At 33.8% G+C, this 17,201-nt stretch carries 10 protein-coding genes, 2 pseudogenes and 2 CRISPR repeat arrays; of the genes and pseudogenes, 5 read left to right on the top strand and 7 right to left on the bottom strand.

Going from position 1 to position 17,201, the window contains the following annotated elements:
* Positions 1 to 744: 744 nt before the first annotated feature.
* Positions 745 to 3,287: a CRISPR direct-repeat array (repeat unit 25 nt; unit sequence GATAAATCCACAAAGGAATTGAAAG).
* Positions 3,288 to 3,359: 72 nt separating this feature from the next.
* A CRISPR array of direct repeats spans positions 3,360 to 3,645; the repeat unit is 25 nt; unit sequence GATAAATCCACAAAGGAATTGAAAG.
* A 215-nt stretch (positions 3,646 to 3,860) separates the two neighbouring features.
* The 3 genes from GFS03_RS04900 to GFS03_RS04890 are packed head-to-tail and all read left to right on the top strand — an operon-like array spanning position 3,861 to position 7,838.
* Entirely contained in the window at positions 3,861 to 6,398 is a 2,538-nt protein-coding gene (locus GFS03_RS04900; protein ID WP_162000404.1) for an HD domain-containing protein, read from the top strand.
* Positions 6,395 to 6,949 (top strand): RAMP superfamily CRISPR-associated protein, encoded by a 555-nt coding sequence (locus GFS03_RS04895; protein ID WP_162000403.1) that lies wholly within the window; start codon positions 6,395 to 6,397, stop codon positions 6,947 to 6,949. The genes GFS03_RS04900 and GFS03_RS04895 overlap by 4 nt, the downstream gene beginning before the upstream one ends.
* The gene (locus tag GFS03_RS04890; RefSeq protein ID WP_153422772.1) at positions 6,915 to 7,838 is read left to right on the top strand and encodes an RAMP superfamily CRISPR-associated protein; all 924 of its coding nucleotides are present in this window, start codon (positions 6,915 to 6,917) and stop codon (positions 7,836 to 7,838) included. Before GFS03_RS04895 ends, GFS03_RS04890 begins: the two co-directional genes overlap by 35 nt.
* Here GFS03_RS04890 and GFS03_RS04885 read toward each other — a convergent pair.
* The 7 genes and pseudogenes from GFS03_RS04885 to GFS03_RS04860 form a co-directional block, all read right to left on the bottom strand.
* Positions 7,830 to 8,231: a hypothetical protein gene (locus tag GFS03_RS04885; RefSeq protein ID WP_153422771.1), complete on the bottom strand. Its 402-nt coding sequence runs from the start codon at positions 8,229 to 8,231 to the stop codon at positions 7,830 to 7,832. The two genes, GFS03_RS04890 and GFS03_RS04885, sit on opposite strands and share 9 nt — an antisense overlap.
* The gene (locus GFS03_RS04880) at positions 8,224 to 8,970 is read right to left on the bottom strand and encodes an RAMP superfamily CRISPR-associated protein (RefSeq protein WP_162000402.1); all 747 of its coding nucleotides are present in this window, start codon (positions 8,968 to 8,970) and stop codon (positions 8,224 to 8,226) included. The genes GFS03_RS04885 and GFS03_RS04880 overlap by 8 nt, the downstream gene beginning before the upstream one ends.
* A gap of 1 nt (position 8,971) precedes the next feature.
* Entirely contained in the window at positions 8,972 to 9,781 is an 810-nt protein-coding gene (locus GFS03_RS04875; protein WP_162000401.1) for an RAMP superfamily CRISPR-associated protein, read from the bottom strand.
* A complete protein-coding gene (locus GFS03_RS04870) occupies positions 9,774 to 10,559 on the bottom strand; it encodes an RAMP superfamily CRISPR-associated protein (RefSeq protein ID WP_153422768.1) in 786 nt (261 codons plus the stop codon). Before GFS03_RS04870 ends, GFS03_RS04875 begins: the two co-directional genes overlap by 8 nt.
* Entirely contained in the window at positions 10,540 to 10,971 is a 432-nt protein-coding gene (locus tag GFS03_RS04865) for a hypothetical protein (RefSeq protein ID WP_153422767.1), read from the bottom strand. Before GFS03_RS04865 ends, GFS03_RS04870 begins: the two co-directional genes overlap by 20 nt.
* 193 nt (positions 10,972 to 11,164) lie before the next feature.
* Positions 11,165 to 11,564 (bottom strand): annotated as a pseudogene (locus tag GFS03_RS13815) (IS6 family transposase); the annotation flags it as partial.
* A gap of 3,593 nt (positions 11,565 to 15,157) precedes the next feature.
* Positions 15,158 to 15,730 (bottom strand): annotated as a pseudogene (locus tag GFS03_RS04860) (IS6 family transposase).
* A gap of 223 nt (positions 15,731 to 15,953) precedes the next feature.
* Here GFS03_RS04860 and cas2 point away from each other — a divergent pair.
* Together cas2 and GFS03_RS04850 are read left to right on the top strand one after the other, a co-directional pair.
* Entirely contained in the window at positions 15,954 to 16,244 is a 291-nt protein-coding gene (gene cas2, locus GFS03_RS04855) for a CRISPR-associated endonuclease Cas2 (protein ID WP_153422766.1), read from the top strand.
* A complete protein-coding gene (locus GFS03_RS04850) occupies positions 16,225 to 16,719 on the top strand; it encodes a hypothetical protein (protein WP_153422765.1) in 495 nt (164 codons plus the stop codon). The genes cas2 and GFS03_RS04850 overlap by 20 nt, the downstream gene beginning before the upstream one ends.
* Positions 16,720 to 17,201 lie beyond the last annotated feature (482 nt).

Raw genomic sequence — 17,201 nt, 5'->3', positions numbered from 1 at the left:
ACCACAATAATAACTATTCCTTGCGTAATGTGATGATGAAGTTTTCACATATATCAAATGAATAGCAATCAAAGGGTAAATATTCAAAAAGAGTCCCTGAACAGAATAAGGGAAATGTTAAGGATTCAGAGTAAGTATTGATCATAAAAGGTATCATTTTTCTTTTTTGCTTAAAAAATAATATATGCGGTTTTAGCCAAAATAAGATCAATTAAAAAAATAATATTACGTCTGCATTTTCTACTTCATCAATAGAAGATATATTTCTACTATTTGAGAGTTATCCTATACTATTATGTGTTTTTATCATTTTAAATAATTTTTAGTATTACGTCGTGGGATTAAATGTAAAATTTATGTGCTTATAAATCTCTTTAAAAAGATAACTGTTCCTTAAAATGAAAAGTAATCAAAAAAGGTAGGGTTAGAATAAAACAATAATTTACGATATGTAACGAATCTAGTTAAAGTTCGTCCAATAAATATAACTATTGAAGTTCGAGTTGATTAAGGAGTTTAAAAGTGTAATAGTTCGAGTCTAGATGCGACCGAAACGAATCGTTATGAAATAATTGAACGTATATAAATGTTAACCCATGTTTCAATTAAACAGAAAATCCTTGCGACCACAATTTGTTAAATTAATTACAACTAAAATTGGTCGCATGGTAGAAAGACGAGAGAAATGAAAAACTTATAAGCAAGAAACGAGAGATAAGGAAATAGAAGTATAAAAATACACCAGATAAATCCACAAAGGAATTGAAAGAAGATTACGCCGAATGCGTTTGCAAAATATTGTAAATAGGATAAATCCACAAAGGAATTGAAAGTTAATTGATTCAGAATTTTCCATCTCTTGTTTCAAGTCTTTGATAAATCCACAAAGGAATTGAAAGAAATCTCTTATCAATGACATCGTTACATTATCAAAAAAGGATAAATCCACAAAGGAATTGAAAGTATACGAATACGTCTTAGTGGAGTTCTAGGTTGTGGATATGGGATAAATCCACAAAGGAATTGAAAGCCTTTAGCACCTTCAACTTCAGCTTATTTAAACGCTATTAGATAAATCCACAAAGGAATTGAAAGAACAAGATATGATTGATATGACATTGCTCTTCCATACTCATGATAAATCCACAAAGGAATTGAAAGGCTAGTGTAACCAGATAGACGATGTTCGTTACGGCCTGTGGATAAATCCACAAAGGAATTGAAAGTTTCCTTATCCAGAACCATTCATAAATCCACTTGAGGGCGGGATAAATCCACAAAGGAATTGAAAGTTTCTCTTTTGGTCCTTCTTTCAAGTTGTTCTTCGTGTAGATAAATCCACAAAGGAATTGAAAGGAACCCAAAATTAATGTAAATATTCCAGACACAATGAAAGATAAATCCACAAAGGAATTGAAAGATTAATCTGTCATTTTGCACAATTTTCGCAATTTATGCAAGATAAATCCACAAAGGAATTGAAAGTATCCATTTTAGTTAGGTAAAATTCCTTATCTATTATTGATAAATCCACAAAGGAATTGAAAGTTAAATATTTCTTGTAATTGGGTCTCTAACGAAACACGTGATAAATCCACAAAGGAATTGAAAGTGTTTTTTATGGTATCCATTCTTGTATAGGAATAGAGCGGATAAATCCACAAAGGAATTGAAAGAGTACTATCTATAATGCAACATACTTCTCACACTTCAGTGATAAATCCACAAAGGAATTGAAAGTTCTCATCAACAACATTTTACCTAGGAATATTTCCGATAAATCCACAAAGGAATTGAAAGTTACAATGATAAACGTCTAGTGTTGGAAAATGAGATAAGGGATAAATCCACAAAGGAATTGAAAGGTTTTAAAAGCTTTTCTGTGTTTACTCCGCATATCGTTTTTGGGATAAATCCACAAAGGAATTGAAAGAATTCTATAGTTTGTCCGCTATAATTCTGTATGATTGAATCGATAAATCCACAAAGGAATTGAAAGTAGCATTTTCGAAATCTTGCAAACTGATGAGGAAATTTGATAAATCCACAAAGGAATTGAAAGTCGAAGTGGTCCCGTAATTCCTCAAAGCTTCTCACTGCGATAAATCCACAAAGGAATTGAAAGAATATATAGCTATTTAGTTTATAGTTATAATATATATTGGATAAATCCACAAAGGAATTGAAAGGCAACATATTACTACTTGATACTATATGTGCATTTGATTGATAAATCCACAAAGGAATTGAAAGATACTCTGGTAGCTTTAAGACAATCACAAAACTTGACGAGATAAATCCACAAAGGAATTGAAAGAGTGAGAACCCATCCGCTTGGCACCACACCTACCCATCCGATAAATCCACAAAGGAATTGAAAGTTGCGCAGCGGCATCAGCTAGACATTTAGCGTAGTCTCCGATAAATCCACAAAGGAATTGAAAGCAATATCTTTTAATTGTTTAAATTCATTTCTGTTGCAACTGATAAATCCACAAAGGAATTGAAAGGTTTCTCTGCCAGTAGCACACCCCTCGTTATATATCTCGATAAATCCACAAAGGAATTGAAAGCTTATTTGCTTGTCTGAGTACTTCGTCAAAATCATCCAAGATAAATCCACAAAGGAATTGAAAGCTAATTTGACGGTTGGGATAGAGCGAACTTTTTATCTCAATGATAAATCCACAAAGGAATTGAAAGATGGTTTGTGTGTTCGGTGGGACTCCTGGCTCTCCTCGTGATAAATCCACAAAGGAATTGAAAGAAGAACATACAATTTTTGATATGTGTAAATACATTTGATGGATAAATCCACAAAGGAATTGAAAGTTCTGGGCTTCTAATATCTCTGCCAACCTCTGTAGAATTCGATAAATCCACAAAGGAATTGAAAGAGAGGTTTTAAATTAAGGGTTGGGGACTGTGACCCCGTCCCCAGATAAATCCACAAAGGAATTGAAAGACTTTGTAGAGCTTTTATATGCTCGAGTGCTACATATCTGAGATAAATCCACAAAGGAATTGAAAGTTCATAGGGCATCCCGCATTGGCTAAGTTACTATCCCAAGGATAAATCCACAAAGGAATTGAAAGATAATTTAGAAGAGTTGGAAAATGTTTTTTTAGCATTAAGATAAATCCACAAAGGAATTGAAAGCTTATTGCCTTAGCCATCTCGCTAGCTGATGAGAATTGGATAAATCCACAAAGGAATTGAAAGTCATAAACTGAAATATCTCCCCCGTCTGGCAATAAAATTGATAAATCCACAAAGGAATTGAAAGTTCTAGCTTTATCTCTCAAAAAAAAAAAAAAAAAAAAAAAAAAAAAAAAAAAAAAAAAAAAAAAAAAAAAAAAAAAAAAACCACAAAGGAATTGAAAGTGGGGTATTTCAGTATTATACTCCAGCAAACCATGACATGATAAATCCACAAAGGAATTGAAAGATTGATAAATGGCACACAGTTTGCATCTCGATCGAAAACATGATAAATCCACAAAGGAATTGAAAGACCTTTGTCTCTGGGATATTAAGGATGGCTTCAATTGCCTGATAAATCCACAAAGGAATTGAAAGCACCACGCTAAACAACTTTCGCAGTCGGGTGCCTCGCAGGGATAAATCCACAAAGGAATTGAAAGAATGAGAACTTTTAATTATATAAACTGAACCTATATTCTTGATAAATTCTTGAGAAAGTTGAAGGTGTTTCTCTTATCTTTTAATCCTCTCGCTATATCTCCTATAGAGTGGAATATTCCCAAGGGAAGTCCATTAGTTGGTCAACTTTTCTATTATGTATATCTCCTATATAGTGGAATAATGTTTATTATCTATGTTTGGTTTTTCTTATAATGTGACAAGGTATTTAAGGATAGATCCATTGACACTTTCAGCAGTCGCTAGTGTTTCGGATTCAGATAGGGAGCATATAATTAATGTTGTTCGTAATATTGTGAATAACGTCAAGAAAAAGTATGAAGGGAGGAATGATTGGTCTGGATTTCTAAATGAGATCGCTGATGAAATTATTGAGGCAATTAATAGGGGTTGGGAGTACTATTTTAAGTATTTATTATGTTCTGACGGTAAAGATAACGCTTTCTGTAGAGGTGTGAGTTTAGATGATAAATTGCCAGATGAATTTTACTTTGTTCTAATTCCGGCTGATACTCGTTTTCCGGGTTTTAGTAATAGTATTGGGGATCACATGATTACTACTTCTGCATTTGCTGTCTCTGCAGCTTTATCATATTTAGATAAAAGATGTGGTGAAATTAAGATAAACAATAGGGTTCTTTCGAGGGAAGAAGTTAGGGGAATTGTTAGGGTTTCGGCTCTTCTACATGATATAGGAAAGCCTCCACCCAATGGTCATGCTAGTAGAACTAAGGATATAGTTTATGATATATTTAAGGATATTGATAAGGAACTTGCTGAGATTTTGAGTAATACGGCTTCTCGGCACCACTATGGCCAAAATTATAGAGATAAGCCTTCCAACGTTCTTGAATGGATAATTGCTTATGCTGATAAGGCAAGTGCGTCCTCTAGAGCTTTTCTGATAAGGGATTCGCCAGACGCTTTCAAAGATTTTCTGGATTTAGCAAAGGATCTTCAGAGTATTGGTTACGACTTAGGTGGTCAAGAGTACTTAAATCAAATTGAAAATAGAATTTATGAATCGGAGGAGGATTCAGAGGATTATAGAACTTATGGGATTCTGAGTACTGACGAAAATAAGGCTTTAGCTCTTGCTAAGAAATTGATAAGTGCTGAGGAGGAATTATGTAATGGTGAGAAGCTCTTAGCGTTATATCATCTTGAAGTTCCAAGCATTAAGTCTTACTTAAGGAGGGGAAGAGAATTATCAATTTACTCGGGGTATAGCCTTTTAATAGACAGTTTTATTCACGAGGTATCTCATTATATAAAGAGGAGTATCGGCAAAGAAGCGGTAATAAGTGAAGAAGGAGGTTCTGTTTTGGCCATAGTTCCTTCTACTTTTAAGTTGAACGTAGGGGAGTTCATTTCCAAATTGTTTGGATCTGAGAAAGTATTTGACTTTATAAGAGTGGGTAAGATGGATTTTAAGTTTGCAGAGGCTCATTTAGGTCCCAAGGAAAATTGGAGTGGTTGGAATAACGTAAATCCTTATACAAGGGATTCCTTAAGAGGTTTTGGAACTTTACTTTCTAAATTTTTTGGCGGAAATTATACACATACATTGATCTTATGGAACCCGGAGCCCTCTGGAAGGCTATGTGAGAAGTGTAAGGTTAATCCAGTATATGAGGAAAAGGTTTGTTTACCATGTAGTCTCGCTGAGAGATTTTACGAGAGTTATAGAAGAATGATAAGGGGGGACAAGGAAGTAAGTGACTTTTTTAGGGATAAACTGAGTAAGCTGAGATCTTATAAATTAATAGTAGATTTAGATAGAATTTTACAGCATGGAGTGAAAGTTTTGTCGACAATTGATGAGATGGAGAAAAGAGTAGGTTCTGATGAGAAGAAATTCGGTAGGGACCCCGTTTTGATCGTAGCTGATGGTGATAACTTTGGTAATATAAAATCGAATGTCACCACTTTAACTCAGTATATAGAAATAACTAGACGTTTTACATATATGATATACTACTCATTGTTATACGCGTTGACAAGAGTTGGAGAGTTCAATTCGAAGCTATTCCTTAAACCATATGTAGAATTGGTTCCTATATTAATTGGTGGGGACGATATCTCAATACTAATATCCGCACAAAATTTACTTCAATTTGCCTATTATTTTGATGAGGCTCTTGTCAAGATTAATGGGAGAGTGGAAAATGAACAAAAGTATGAGAGTGTTTCTGATAAGATAATAAGAAAGAAGCCCTATCTTTGGTTTGGGATTTCAGCTGGGGCTTTCGTTTATACGAATACAGCCTACCCCTTATTCTTGGCCAGGGAGAAAGCTGAATTTTTAGAACATATTTCAAAAAGTGAATCAAAAACTAGGATTCAACGTAGATATAAGGGTAGTGGTTTCATTTTATCCATTTTAGATAATAAATTCATTTATGAGGGGTCGAGAGTCCTGTCTATTCTTGGTGAGGAGGCTAAAGATATTTATAATATTATAAGGAAATTAGAGGAATCTAAGATATCCTATAGGAAACTGTTGGATTACGTAAAGCTAGAAAGCGATAGAATCAGAATATTTTATGACGTGGCTAGAAATAATAAGGATGCAGCTGAAAACATTATTGAAGTAATTCAATATGCCGATCGTAAAAGTATTCCGCTTTCCAGCTATATACTCCTATTAACAATAATGAGTAAAATTATAGAAAAGGATGCTAATCAGATAAATGGTAAAACTATGAAATATTATGAGGTGAGATGGGAGTGAGAGTAATTTATACGAATACGGTTACGGTAAATAATCTAAGAGGCCACATTGAATCTGGGGAGAAAAATGTAGATTTGAGTGCAATGTATATTGAATTGAAGAATGGAGATGAGAAGAGAATTTACGTCATACCCGGATCTTCATTAAAGGGAATTATTAGAAGGAATTTGAAAATTTTAAAGTGTGATACTGGATTTCTTGGCTCAGAATTTGATGAAGGAAGATCGAAAATGAGTAAAGTTATCGTAGGATGGGGTTACATTCGTGAAAAGGCAGAGAAAAAGGTCAAGTATGGCATAAGGGTGAATAGGCAACTAGGGATCGTAGAGAATCACTCACTCTATTCTTATGAAATTCTCCAAGGGAAGATCAATGTTAACTTTGATATTGTCGAACTTTCACCCTTAAATGAGGAGGAGAAAAAATGTTTGGCTAAGGCAATTCTCTTAATGAAGTACTCAACCATAGGTTGGGGTGGAAGTAGGGGAATTGGAGTTGTTGAGGAGGTGAAATTGGATGACAGACTATTATCTCTTCTTCATAAGAAATGAGACACCATTGGTTGTAAATTACGCATCGGGAAATTACTTTAAATCCCTTGACTATATACCTGCATCTAGCATAATTGGTGCTGTTAAGTCGCGTTCTATTAAGAATTGGGGAGGTCCAAAAGAGGATTTTGATCTAGGTATCAAAGTTTCCGATGCGTATCCTTCTTCTATTGACCAAACTACATTAAACCCTGCTGGGTTAGTAACTCTTTACAAGGATAATGAAAGAGATAACTATTACGTTGATGGTTTGTCACATATTCTAAATACTATTATGGGGAAATCTAAGTGGGGAGAAAAGACAATTAGGTTAAAGAAGGGACCACAGCACTGGATCTACTTAAGGGATAAAGCTTATTCAATCCCTATAGAGAGAATAGAAACTACTATACTTAAGCTTGATGAGTATACCAAAAATCCGCTTATACGAGGGAAAAACGAAAGGGAGGGCTACATAGCTCACGTTGAGGCTATATACCCTGGTCAAATTTTCTCATTTATTGCCAGTGGAAAAATTGAGGTGCTTGAGGAATCTTTAAAAGAGGGAATTTACGTAGGTTCATTCAAAACCAAGGGATATGGGCTAATCAAACTAGTTAATAAAAAGGAATTTACGTTAAACCAATGTGATGATGAAATTTGCGTTCTGGACTTTTACGGGAATGTCAGCTATGAGACTTATGAGAAAATTAAGAATGAGTGCAAAGGAAAAATAATTTACGAAAACGTTACCTTTGACAAGAGAAAAAGGTTCGACTACGATACTTGGAAAATCGACATTGTAGTAAGGAGCGGTTCAATCATGGTTGTGCGAAATTGCAAATTAAACCTTGAACAAGAGAATGGGGGTGTAGTAATCGTTAATCATCCCATTCACAATTTATCTTGATCTGTACCTTTTTTTCCACTTATATCCTTTCCTCCTCTCTTCTTTTCTCTTCTTTTTCCTTTCTTTCTCCTTTTCCCTTGCTATCAAATAGGAATATACGAAAACGTTTTTTAAAGTTTTTTTATCTATTTTTTCTATTTTCTCAAACAATAGATCCCTCCACTTTGTATTTATAAAATGGTCGTCTTTCTGTTCATCTTTAAATTTCTTAAGATGTCTTATCCTTATTAAGCTTCTATTAATAATTTCGTTAAACTCATCCTTTTTAATCTTGGTCTTAACTAGTACTTCTCTTGAAACGTTCTCTATAATTTTGTTGATCGTCTCGTCATCGAGTGGTGTATTTTCTTTTAATATTTTGTATAATTCACCATATTCTTTATCATTAATCAAAGAAAGCATATCGGAGATTTTCATTTTCTTCCACCCTATTATCAATAATTTTTTGAGCATCATTAATTAACTCATTTACCTTTATTGCCTGAAACTTTCTTAAACTTTCTATCTTAATTTCATCTAATTTTATTATCCCATATCCTTTTTCTTTTCCTCTTCCAATCTTTATCCCATACTTTTTAGCCCCCATGCTGGCTAAAAGTAATTTCAAATCTTCTATACTTACATTAATTGCGATAATTTCCGCACTAAACTTCTTATTTTTTGGTATCGCTTCAAAGTAAATATTAGTTGATTTAACCTTAGGATATCTATAAATATAAACCTTAACAGCGTGCTTATCACAACTCTTTTTGGGAGTCCATTCCTCCCCTAAAGGCAATGCCACGTAATTTTCTGTAAGAACTATATCTTTAAAGTAGAGTAGACTTTCAAATCCATTAGTGCCGAAGAGATTTTTAACTGTAGCCTCATCTGACAACATTAACGCGTAAGTTCTAAGGGCACCTTTTAATGAGGATCCCATAATAGCTGGCTTACCATTCACTCTATACCCAAGGTATGTCACTTTAACATTATGACTATTTCTATCATACTCGATCTTAACATTTCCGCTACATGTACAAACTGGTGTTACAGTTTTAAAAGTTGCATATATTTTATATATTTCATCATACTTGTCTCTTTTCTGAAAATCATGTTCATTTGTATTATAGTTAACGCATTTATACCCCACTTTAGCCACCTTCTAACATAGTTTTTCCTACGTTATAGAATGAATCTACATTTATTTCGTATTTATTGAAAAGTTCATTAGAAGATGAGCTAATAATAGTGAAACTTTTTTCATTTTCTTTAAGACTATTATTTTCCACCTTAATGGAGATCTTCCTTGTTATACCCCTACTCAAAATCCCCAATCTTGTTTCAAACTCAACGCTATTAGAGGGTAAATAAACTTCAACTTTTGCAACATCAAATCTAACAATTCCATACCCTCTACTTTTAAAACCGCCAATCCTCACAACTTCTAGATCCATTAAATTCTTTACTACGTAAATCATTCCACTCATGTCACTTAATGGCAAATTTCTACCTATAATAGTGCCCTCAAATTCGTTATTCTCTGGAACATATTCAACTTGAAAAGGACGCCCTGAACCTTTACTCAAATCGATCTTTATGTGAGTTCTTTCATAAACGTCTATAGGTTGCCTAGTAGTGAAATCAGAAAAAATAACAGCAGATCCTAAGGCTAGGTTATTTTTCCCCTTACTACCACCGATCACCCTATTCCCACCAAAGGCAAACGCCAAATCGCTTTCTGGATTAACATTTTTCAAATATCTAGCTAAACTATTCCTAAAAACGCCCTTAAGAGTAGAGCCGGGTATTACAGCTCTCCTATCTGGAGTTCTCAAAATCGGTAAATCCGGCTCACCAATACCATACCCCCTTGTTCCACCCACTCTAATGGGAGATTTATTAGTTATCTTCCCCCATATTTTAGTTAAAATATAATAAGTCTTGAAATTCACTTCAACCATTTTTAACACCCACCAATTCCTCTGGAGTAAACTTTCTATCATCGATTTTTTTCAATCGAACTAAACCATAACCCCTACTCTTAAAACCGCCTAAAAACATTTCCCTATTATCTAGAAATGATGATACTAATACGTTGAAAGCCTTATCTACTGGAGATTCATCTTTTACACCAAAGTCCAGAGAATTATAGATAATTTTGAAAGTAAACCTAGTACCAGGATAAACAGCTTCAACGTTTAGCAAACTATTTTCCATCACAGCATCCCTATCCACATCAATCCTAATATGATATCTTTCCCCTATGTATTCTTCAGCTTCATTAGATACAATTGCATCCGTGAAAATAGTGGGAGATGCGAAGAAATCACTACCGAAAAGTAAATCAAGTAATCCCACCTCATTATTCTCCTTATTTGTCATACTATTAACAATAATATTAAAAATTTCATAAGAGTCATAATTACTTTTTAAATCCTTCTCGGTAAAAAGCTTACTATAACCGAAGAGAGATTTAAGAGTATCCTCGGGAAGACCACTTAAAACCCTAGAATACTCACTCCTTACCGCCCCCTTTATTGATGAACCCGGTATAATAGGTTTATATCTAATACTTCCTCCCTTTTGCTCCTTAATTTTAAGAATGGGCAAATCTGGAGAACCAATATCTATCACCTTACTCTCTCCAACTCGTAGAAATTCAATAGTATGCATTTCAAAAGACACTACTCGTCTATAATTAAGAGAAGCGTGAAGTAAATTAGGAAACTTTTGCGACACTCCTCTCACCTTTCAAAAGGTTACAAATATTTTCAATATCTCTTCCCTTCTCACTGAATCCCTCTAATACGTAAAAGACCATAACAGCTCCCTCAAGGTACTTTTTAACATTTTCTAGTGTATTGTTATTAATAAGCTCAATCACCTTACTTACAAAACTCCACAATTCAGTACCCCCATTTTCTTTAGACTCATTCCTAGCTACTAGATACAACAGATCCGGAATAGCCTCCTTAGGATTCTCATGAGAAGTTACAATAGTATAGATCTTCCTAATCAAAGTTTTAGATAAGTAACCCTTTCTCTTATTCTCACTTGACTCATCTTCTTCACTCTCTTTAAAATTTTTTCTACTACTTATAAAGATCTCACAAATATCCATAGCCCCCTTAACCTTATAATCTAAATCCACAATTTCACCGTATTTAATATTAAACTGACCAATTTATAAGGATTTTCAAAAAGAAAGGACCATTCAGGTCTCCTTTGTGATTTCAATTTGTTTCTATAGACTAGATTAGAGTAATTGATTCTACATTTCGAGCGTGGTCAACAATTTTATGCATTTGAAATATGTGCATATATAATTATCACTTCCTTATCCACTAAATTTGAGTGTAAATAATGTTGTAGATTAGGAAGAAGGTAGAGAGCCAACTCGCTAACATATTGGAACTCCAAGTGAAAGTCCATAGAGGAGAGTCTATCCTTTAATGTTCTTGTTCAGCGTAATCCCTCCTACAAAACCATCTTATGCCCAACATTAAACCAGTCAAAAGTACTATAAGCTGGTAAACCATTATGCAAGTAAATCACTCGATCGATCCTCCTAACTATCAATCCCCCTCATGTTAACAATTAATACGTGAAGACCACTCCTCAATACAACATCCCTAACGATCCAAATGTAATAATAATTACCCTAACGCAAGAGTCTCGTGAATAGTATCTCAAGGATACAACGTACTTAACGCTACCAAGCCTCTTATAATAGTATAACAAGGTAATCTAATCTTTCAATTTCTTTGTGGATTTATCTTGAGACTGCAGCTTGAAGCGGAGGCAATACTATGTTTTTCTTTCAATTCGTTTCGGGATTGATCAATAGAATAAGCCAACAATAAATAGGATAGCAAATTCGTCTTTCAATTTCTTCTAGGATTTATCATGGTTGATGCCATCTCCTAGAGCAAAATGGGATGATGTCTTTCAATTTCTTCTAGGATTTATCACTTGTGATGTACCCAGCGCGCACTGCCGTATATTTTGTCTTTCAATTTCTTCTAGGATTTATCGCACGATATGACGACAAGCGAAGTCATCAGACAAGCGCTAACTTTCAATTCCTTTTAGGATTTACCCTGTATTTCTACTGTCTTTCCAGCATGAACAGAAGTATCTTTCAATTCCTTTGTGGATTTATCATGCTGTACCCAACAAAAGAATGTGATGGCAAAAAAGTCCTTTCAATTCCTTTGTGGATTTATCAGTTGAGAATAACACCTAGCACAAGTTTTGCCAATGCAATCTTTCAATTCCTTTGTGGATTTATTGAGGGCTGACTGAAATATGTGTTGCACTGAAACGTTAAACTTTCAATTCCTTTGTGGATTTATCATGCTGAATGTCGCATCATCGAACTCAACAGTGATACGCTTTCAATTCGTTTCGGGATTTATCGTAGTGCGTATTTATTCGCATCAATCCCTGTGTCATTTCCTTTCAATTCCTTTGCGGATTTATCAAAATGGGGCTTAAAGCGCTCCCTTCAGACCGTAGGCCTTCTTTCAATTCCTTTGCGGATTTATCTGTTACAGTAAGCGTTGGGAATGACACATTTACTTTCAATTCCTTGTAGGATTTATCATTAATCTTGGGCAGTGGTCATGGAAAGTATGGGACTTTCAATTCCTTGTAGGATTTATCCATTACAAATCATTTCTATCTGGATGAGGACGATGTTTTCTTTCAATTCCTTGTAGGATTTATCTGTCTAAGCGAGTATCCATACCCGTAGAAGAGCTAAAGAAACTTTCAATTCCTTGTAGGATTTATCTGGGTATTCAGTTCTTCTGACAATATTTATTATGTCATCCTTTCAATTCCTTGTAGGATTTATCAACGTTTTTTAAATGAAGATTTAATCGTAAGTGAAGTGGACTTTCAATTCCTTGTAGGATTTATCATAAAAATGAATATAGATACACTTTGTGAAAAATTCAAACTCTTTCAATTCCTTGTAGGATTTATCAATAGTAATTCCAAATGTTAGTCTGAGAAGAGCTGGCATACTTTCAATTCCTTGTAGGATTTATCTAGGGACGCTATAGGAGGCAACGCGTTAATCTCCTCAACCTTTCAATTCCTTGTAGGATTTATCCTAGGGACTTGTCAACAGACTCGGTAGAAATAATTAACTTTCAATTCCTTGTAGGATTTATCTCTCGCAGTTCAGCTCAAAGATAGAGTAGTTTTTTTGTACTTTCAATTCCTTGTAGGATTTATCCTAAATAATTATCTAATGACATATTATTATTTTAAACTTTCAATTCCTTGTAGGATTTATCGAGTGCTCAGACATATTCTGAAAAAGTTCTAAAGTTATACTTTCAATTCCTTGTAGGATTTATCGACAAGTGGAAATGCTGGAGGTACAACATCTGTAACGCTACTTTCAATTCCTTGTAGGATTTATCGGTAAACATTCAAGTTGGCGCTGCTGCTACAGTTACTGTGCTTTCAATTCCTTGTAGGATTTATCAAAATTGAAAAGCGCAAAGATAAACAGCTAGAGAAAGAGCCTTTCAATTCCTTGTAGGATTTATCTATAAGTCAAAAACATGAAATTGAAATTGAGTATATTGTCTTTCAATTCCTTGTAGGATTTATCGTCCGATACAAATAACAAATGGATAACTTCTTATTTCTTTCAATTCCTTGTAGGATTTATCAGTGACAACGTGGGTGATAGCATAACACTGCCAATGTGTTCTTTCAATTCCTTGTAGGATTTATCTTCAAAGCAAAAAATTTTAGATGATGCGGTTTATGCTCTCTTTCAATTCCTTGTAGGATTTATCTTAGAAAAAGATATTAAATATTAAATAGAATAAGAAAACTTTCAATTCCTTGTAGGATTTATCAAGTTAACGATAAAGCGATAGCGTTTGTGTTGAAACTTTCAATTCCTTGTAGGATTTATCATACCGTTAACGTCACCATACCACTAGATGTTACTGATACCTTTCAATTCCTTGTAGGATTTATCGTTTGCCGATATCAGAAGCTGGATTGCGGTGAGAAGCTTCTTTCAATTCCTTGTAGGATTTATCATGCTGTTGAGGAAGTGTTGAAGTTAAATGGATTTGAATGCTTTCAATTCCTTGTAGGATTTATCATACCCCTCATTCCAAAACGCTAACACATAAACACAGTTATCTTTCAATTCCTTGTAGGATTTATCTGCTTTTCGGGAACTTTATTATTTTCGTAATTTTATCTTTCAATTCCTTGTAGGATTTATCGAACATAAATATTTCCAATATCAATAGAAATGATTCTAGTCTTTCAATTCCTTGTAGGATTTATCTGGTGTATTTTTATACTTCTATATTGTTATTTCTCGTTTCTTGCTTATAAGTTTTTCATTTCTCTCGTCTTTCTACCTTGCGACCAATTTTAGTTGTAATTAATTTAACAAATTGTGGTCGCAAGGATTTTTTGTTTAATTGAAACATGGGTTATCATTTATATACGTTCAATTATTTTATAATGATTCGTTTTGGTCGCATCTAGACTCGAATTCTTACACTTTTAAACTCCTTAATCAACTCGAACTTTTATAGTTACGTCTATTGGAGAGATTCCATCTAAATTCGTTACATGTCGTAAATAATTGTTTCATTCTAACCCTAATTTTTTTGATTACTTTTCATTTTAACGAACAGTTATCTTTTTAAAGAGATTTATAAGCACGTAAATTTCACGTTTAATTCCACAACCTAACACTAAAAATTATTTAAAATTAAAGAAATAACAGTATATGGTAAGTCACTAAACGAATTGAAAGAAGCCAGTGTAAAGATGGGTTATTACTCTGAGGATAAATCCACATAAGGATTTGAAAAGTACTCTACCCTCTTTTTAGGAGTTTTCTCACGCAGTCATCTAATTGACACATAGTAAAATTATATTAGGCTAGAAATTTTTATAATTGCTCATCTTTATCTAGAGGTAACCAAAAACTCGTAAAACGTTCTGAGGAGCTTTATGTAAGAAAATGGTAGAACATATCATTCAACTGAAGATTGTGAAAATATTCTCGAATATGAGTGTGACGTAAGTGTAGGGATAATTTGATAGATGTATCAAAAGAAAGAACATTTGATAACAAGTAAGGGAAGGGTTAGAAACTTCACGAATAGTAGTTTTCTGAAAATTACGTGTAGTATATATGACGTATAATTCTCAAATGCAAGGGAAGGTGTATTTATACTATGTGCACTTCAACTATTTTAGACTATCTAAATCTTCTTATAGAGAATCCAGGTTGGTGTTCAAGAGATTTAAGGTAAATTTACGGAGTGTGGTCAACGATTTTATGCATTTAAAACATTTGCATTTATAATTATCACTTCCTTATCCACTAAATTTGAATATAAAGAATGTTGTAGATTAGGAAGAAGATCAAGAGCCAACTCGCTAACATATTGGAACTCCAAGTGAAAGTCCATAGAGGAGAGTCTATCCTTTAATGTTCTTGTTCAGCGTAATCCCTCCTACCAAACCATATTATGCCCAACATTAGACCAGTCAAAGGGATTATAGGCTGGTAATCGTGCAAGTAAATCACTCGATCAATCCTCCTAACTATCAATCCCCCTCATGTTAACACGCGAAGACCACTCCTCAAGCCATGAAGAAAGGAATAGTTATAACATCCCTAACGATCCAAACGTAATAATAATTCCCCTTAACGTAAAAGTCTCGTCAATGGTGTAAAGACTCAAGGATACTACATACTTAACCCTGCCAAGCCTCTTGTAATAATAGAGTAAGGTGGAATGTGGTAACGTAGTCCTCCAAGAGGATAAGCCAGCTAGATAACTAGGCCTAACGCTATCTCCTCCCTAATGTGAAACCTAGGCTTAAGGTTAATATGCTCTAAACATTAAAATAACTTGGGTTAAAACCGAAATACTCTACTTGATTATCAAGTCCTCACCAACGAAAATCCCATGTTCACCAAAATTACACTAAACAAAAAGTATTTATTTCTACAATAAAAGCAACTTACACAATTAATTTTAAATTAATTAAATTGTTAACCATACTCTTAATAGTCATCACTATTTTATCTAAATTTATAAATACTTAAAAGTAGTTACTAATTATATGTACGTGGTTGTCGCATATGACATATCAGATGAGAAGGTTAGAGGTAAGGTTAGGAGGCTCCTACGCCGTTACGGTTTATCGTATATTTCAAGATCAGTATATGGAGGAAGATTATCTTGGAATAGATCCCTCTTCCTATCGGAAAAGATTGCTAAACTTCTTGAAGAAAGAGATACCGCAGCTATCATCCCAGTTCAAAACGCTGATTTCGGAAGAACTCTTATCATCTCCAAGGATAAGGTATCAAGACACCACTTACAAGTTAACTTTGCCGGCGAGGATATTTGATGACTTATTAATATGCAAACAGAGAGCGTATTTCACTATATACAAACACAAAGCTATCCACGATATAAGATTAGAATATGAAAGGAAAAACGACATTAACTTCGAAAGCAAACCAATGGATATCCTATTTAAAGTTGGAAAAGATTGGTACAAAATAGTGGGAATTCCAGACTATGTATACGATAATTACCTTGTTATTGAAATGACCATAACGAGAGGAATGATAAGACATTTAATAGGAAGAGCAGTAATTTATGCATACATGTGCATGAAATATGGTCAAGCTTGTGCCACTCTATTGTTACCTACAACAATAGGCGAAGATATTGGATACTTATTAATTCCTAACGCTATGGTATTAGATTATCTAGCTGAGGAGTTAGAAAAAGTCATTGAAGAGAATTTTAAGGCCTACAGAAACAAATTCTGCCCTTCTTGCCTATACAAAAGGCAATGTCAATACGCTCAATATTAATATTTTTTATTATTAAAATACAATGTGTAAACACATATACATATCTCAATAGTAAACTTGTCAGTCATGAAGTATGCTTAATTGGGCAATAATCCATTTCCAGATGGAATGGTTAATTAGTACCAGAGGAACAGTCTAAGTAAGAAATATCCTCCTAACGCTAAGACAAAAAATTAGATTGGAATTGTCTAGGTAAGAAATATATCCTATTGATGGAGTTACGGTTGATTAGCCCTTTACGCAAATTTACCTCAAATCCCTTAAACCTTAAATACTAACATATATTCTCTTTAATGAGATTTAAATAATAGTAAATATACCAAGCATGTATGGTATAAATGTCCTTAAATCTTGCATTGTAAAAATTAAACGTTACATACTATACGTCATTTTCATGAAACTACTAATTATATTATCCTATTCAACCTCACTGACTCTCGGTATGTACTAAAAGCATTAAAAACAACATCATTATATTATCC

The sequence above is a fragment of the Sulfolobus sp. E5-1-F genome (assembly GCF_009601705.1).
GTDB lineage: Archaea > Thermoproteota > Thermoprotei_A > Sulfolobales > Sulfolobaceae > Saccharolobus.
This window is presented reverse-complemented; position numbering and strand designations above follow the sequence as displayed.

Bases quoted from the DNA above. Each gene is read 5' to 3' on its own strand.
- GFS03_RS04890 (WP_153422772.1), top strand. From the start codon at position 6,915: ATGACAGACTATTATCTCTTCTTCATAAGAAATGAGACACCATTGGTT.
- GFS03_RS04875 (WP_162000401.1), bottom strand. From the start codon at position 9,781: ATGGTTGAAGTGAATTTCAAGACTTATTATATTTTAACTAAAATATGG.
- cas2 (WP_153422766.1), top strand. From the start codon at position 15,954: ATGTACGTGGTTGTCGCATATGACATATCAGATGAGAAGGTTAGAGGT.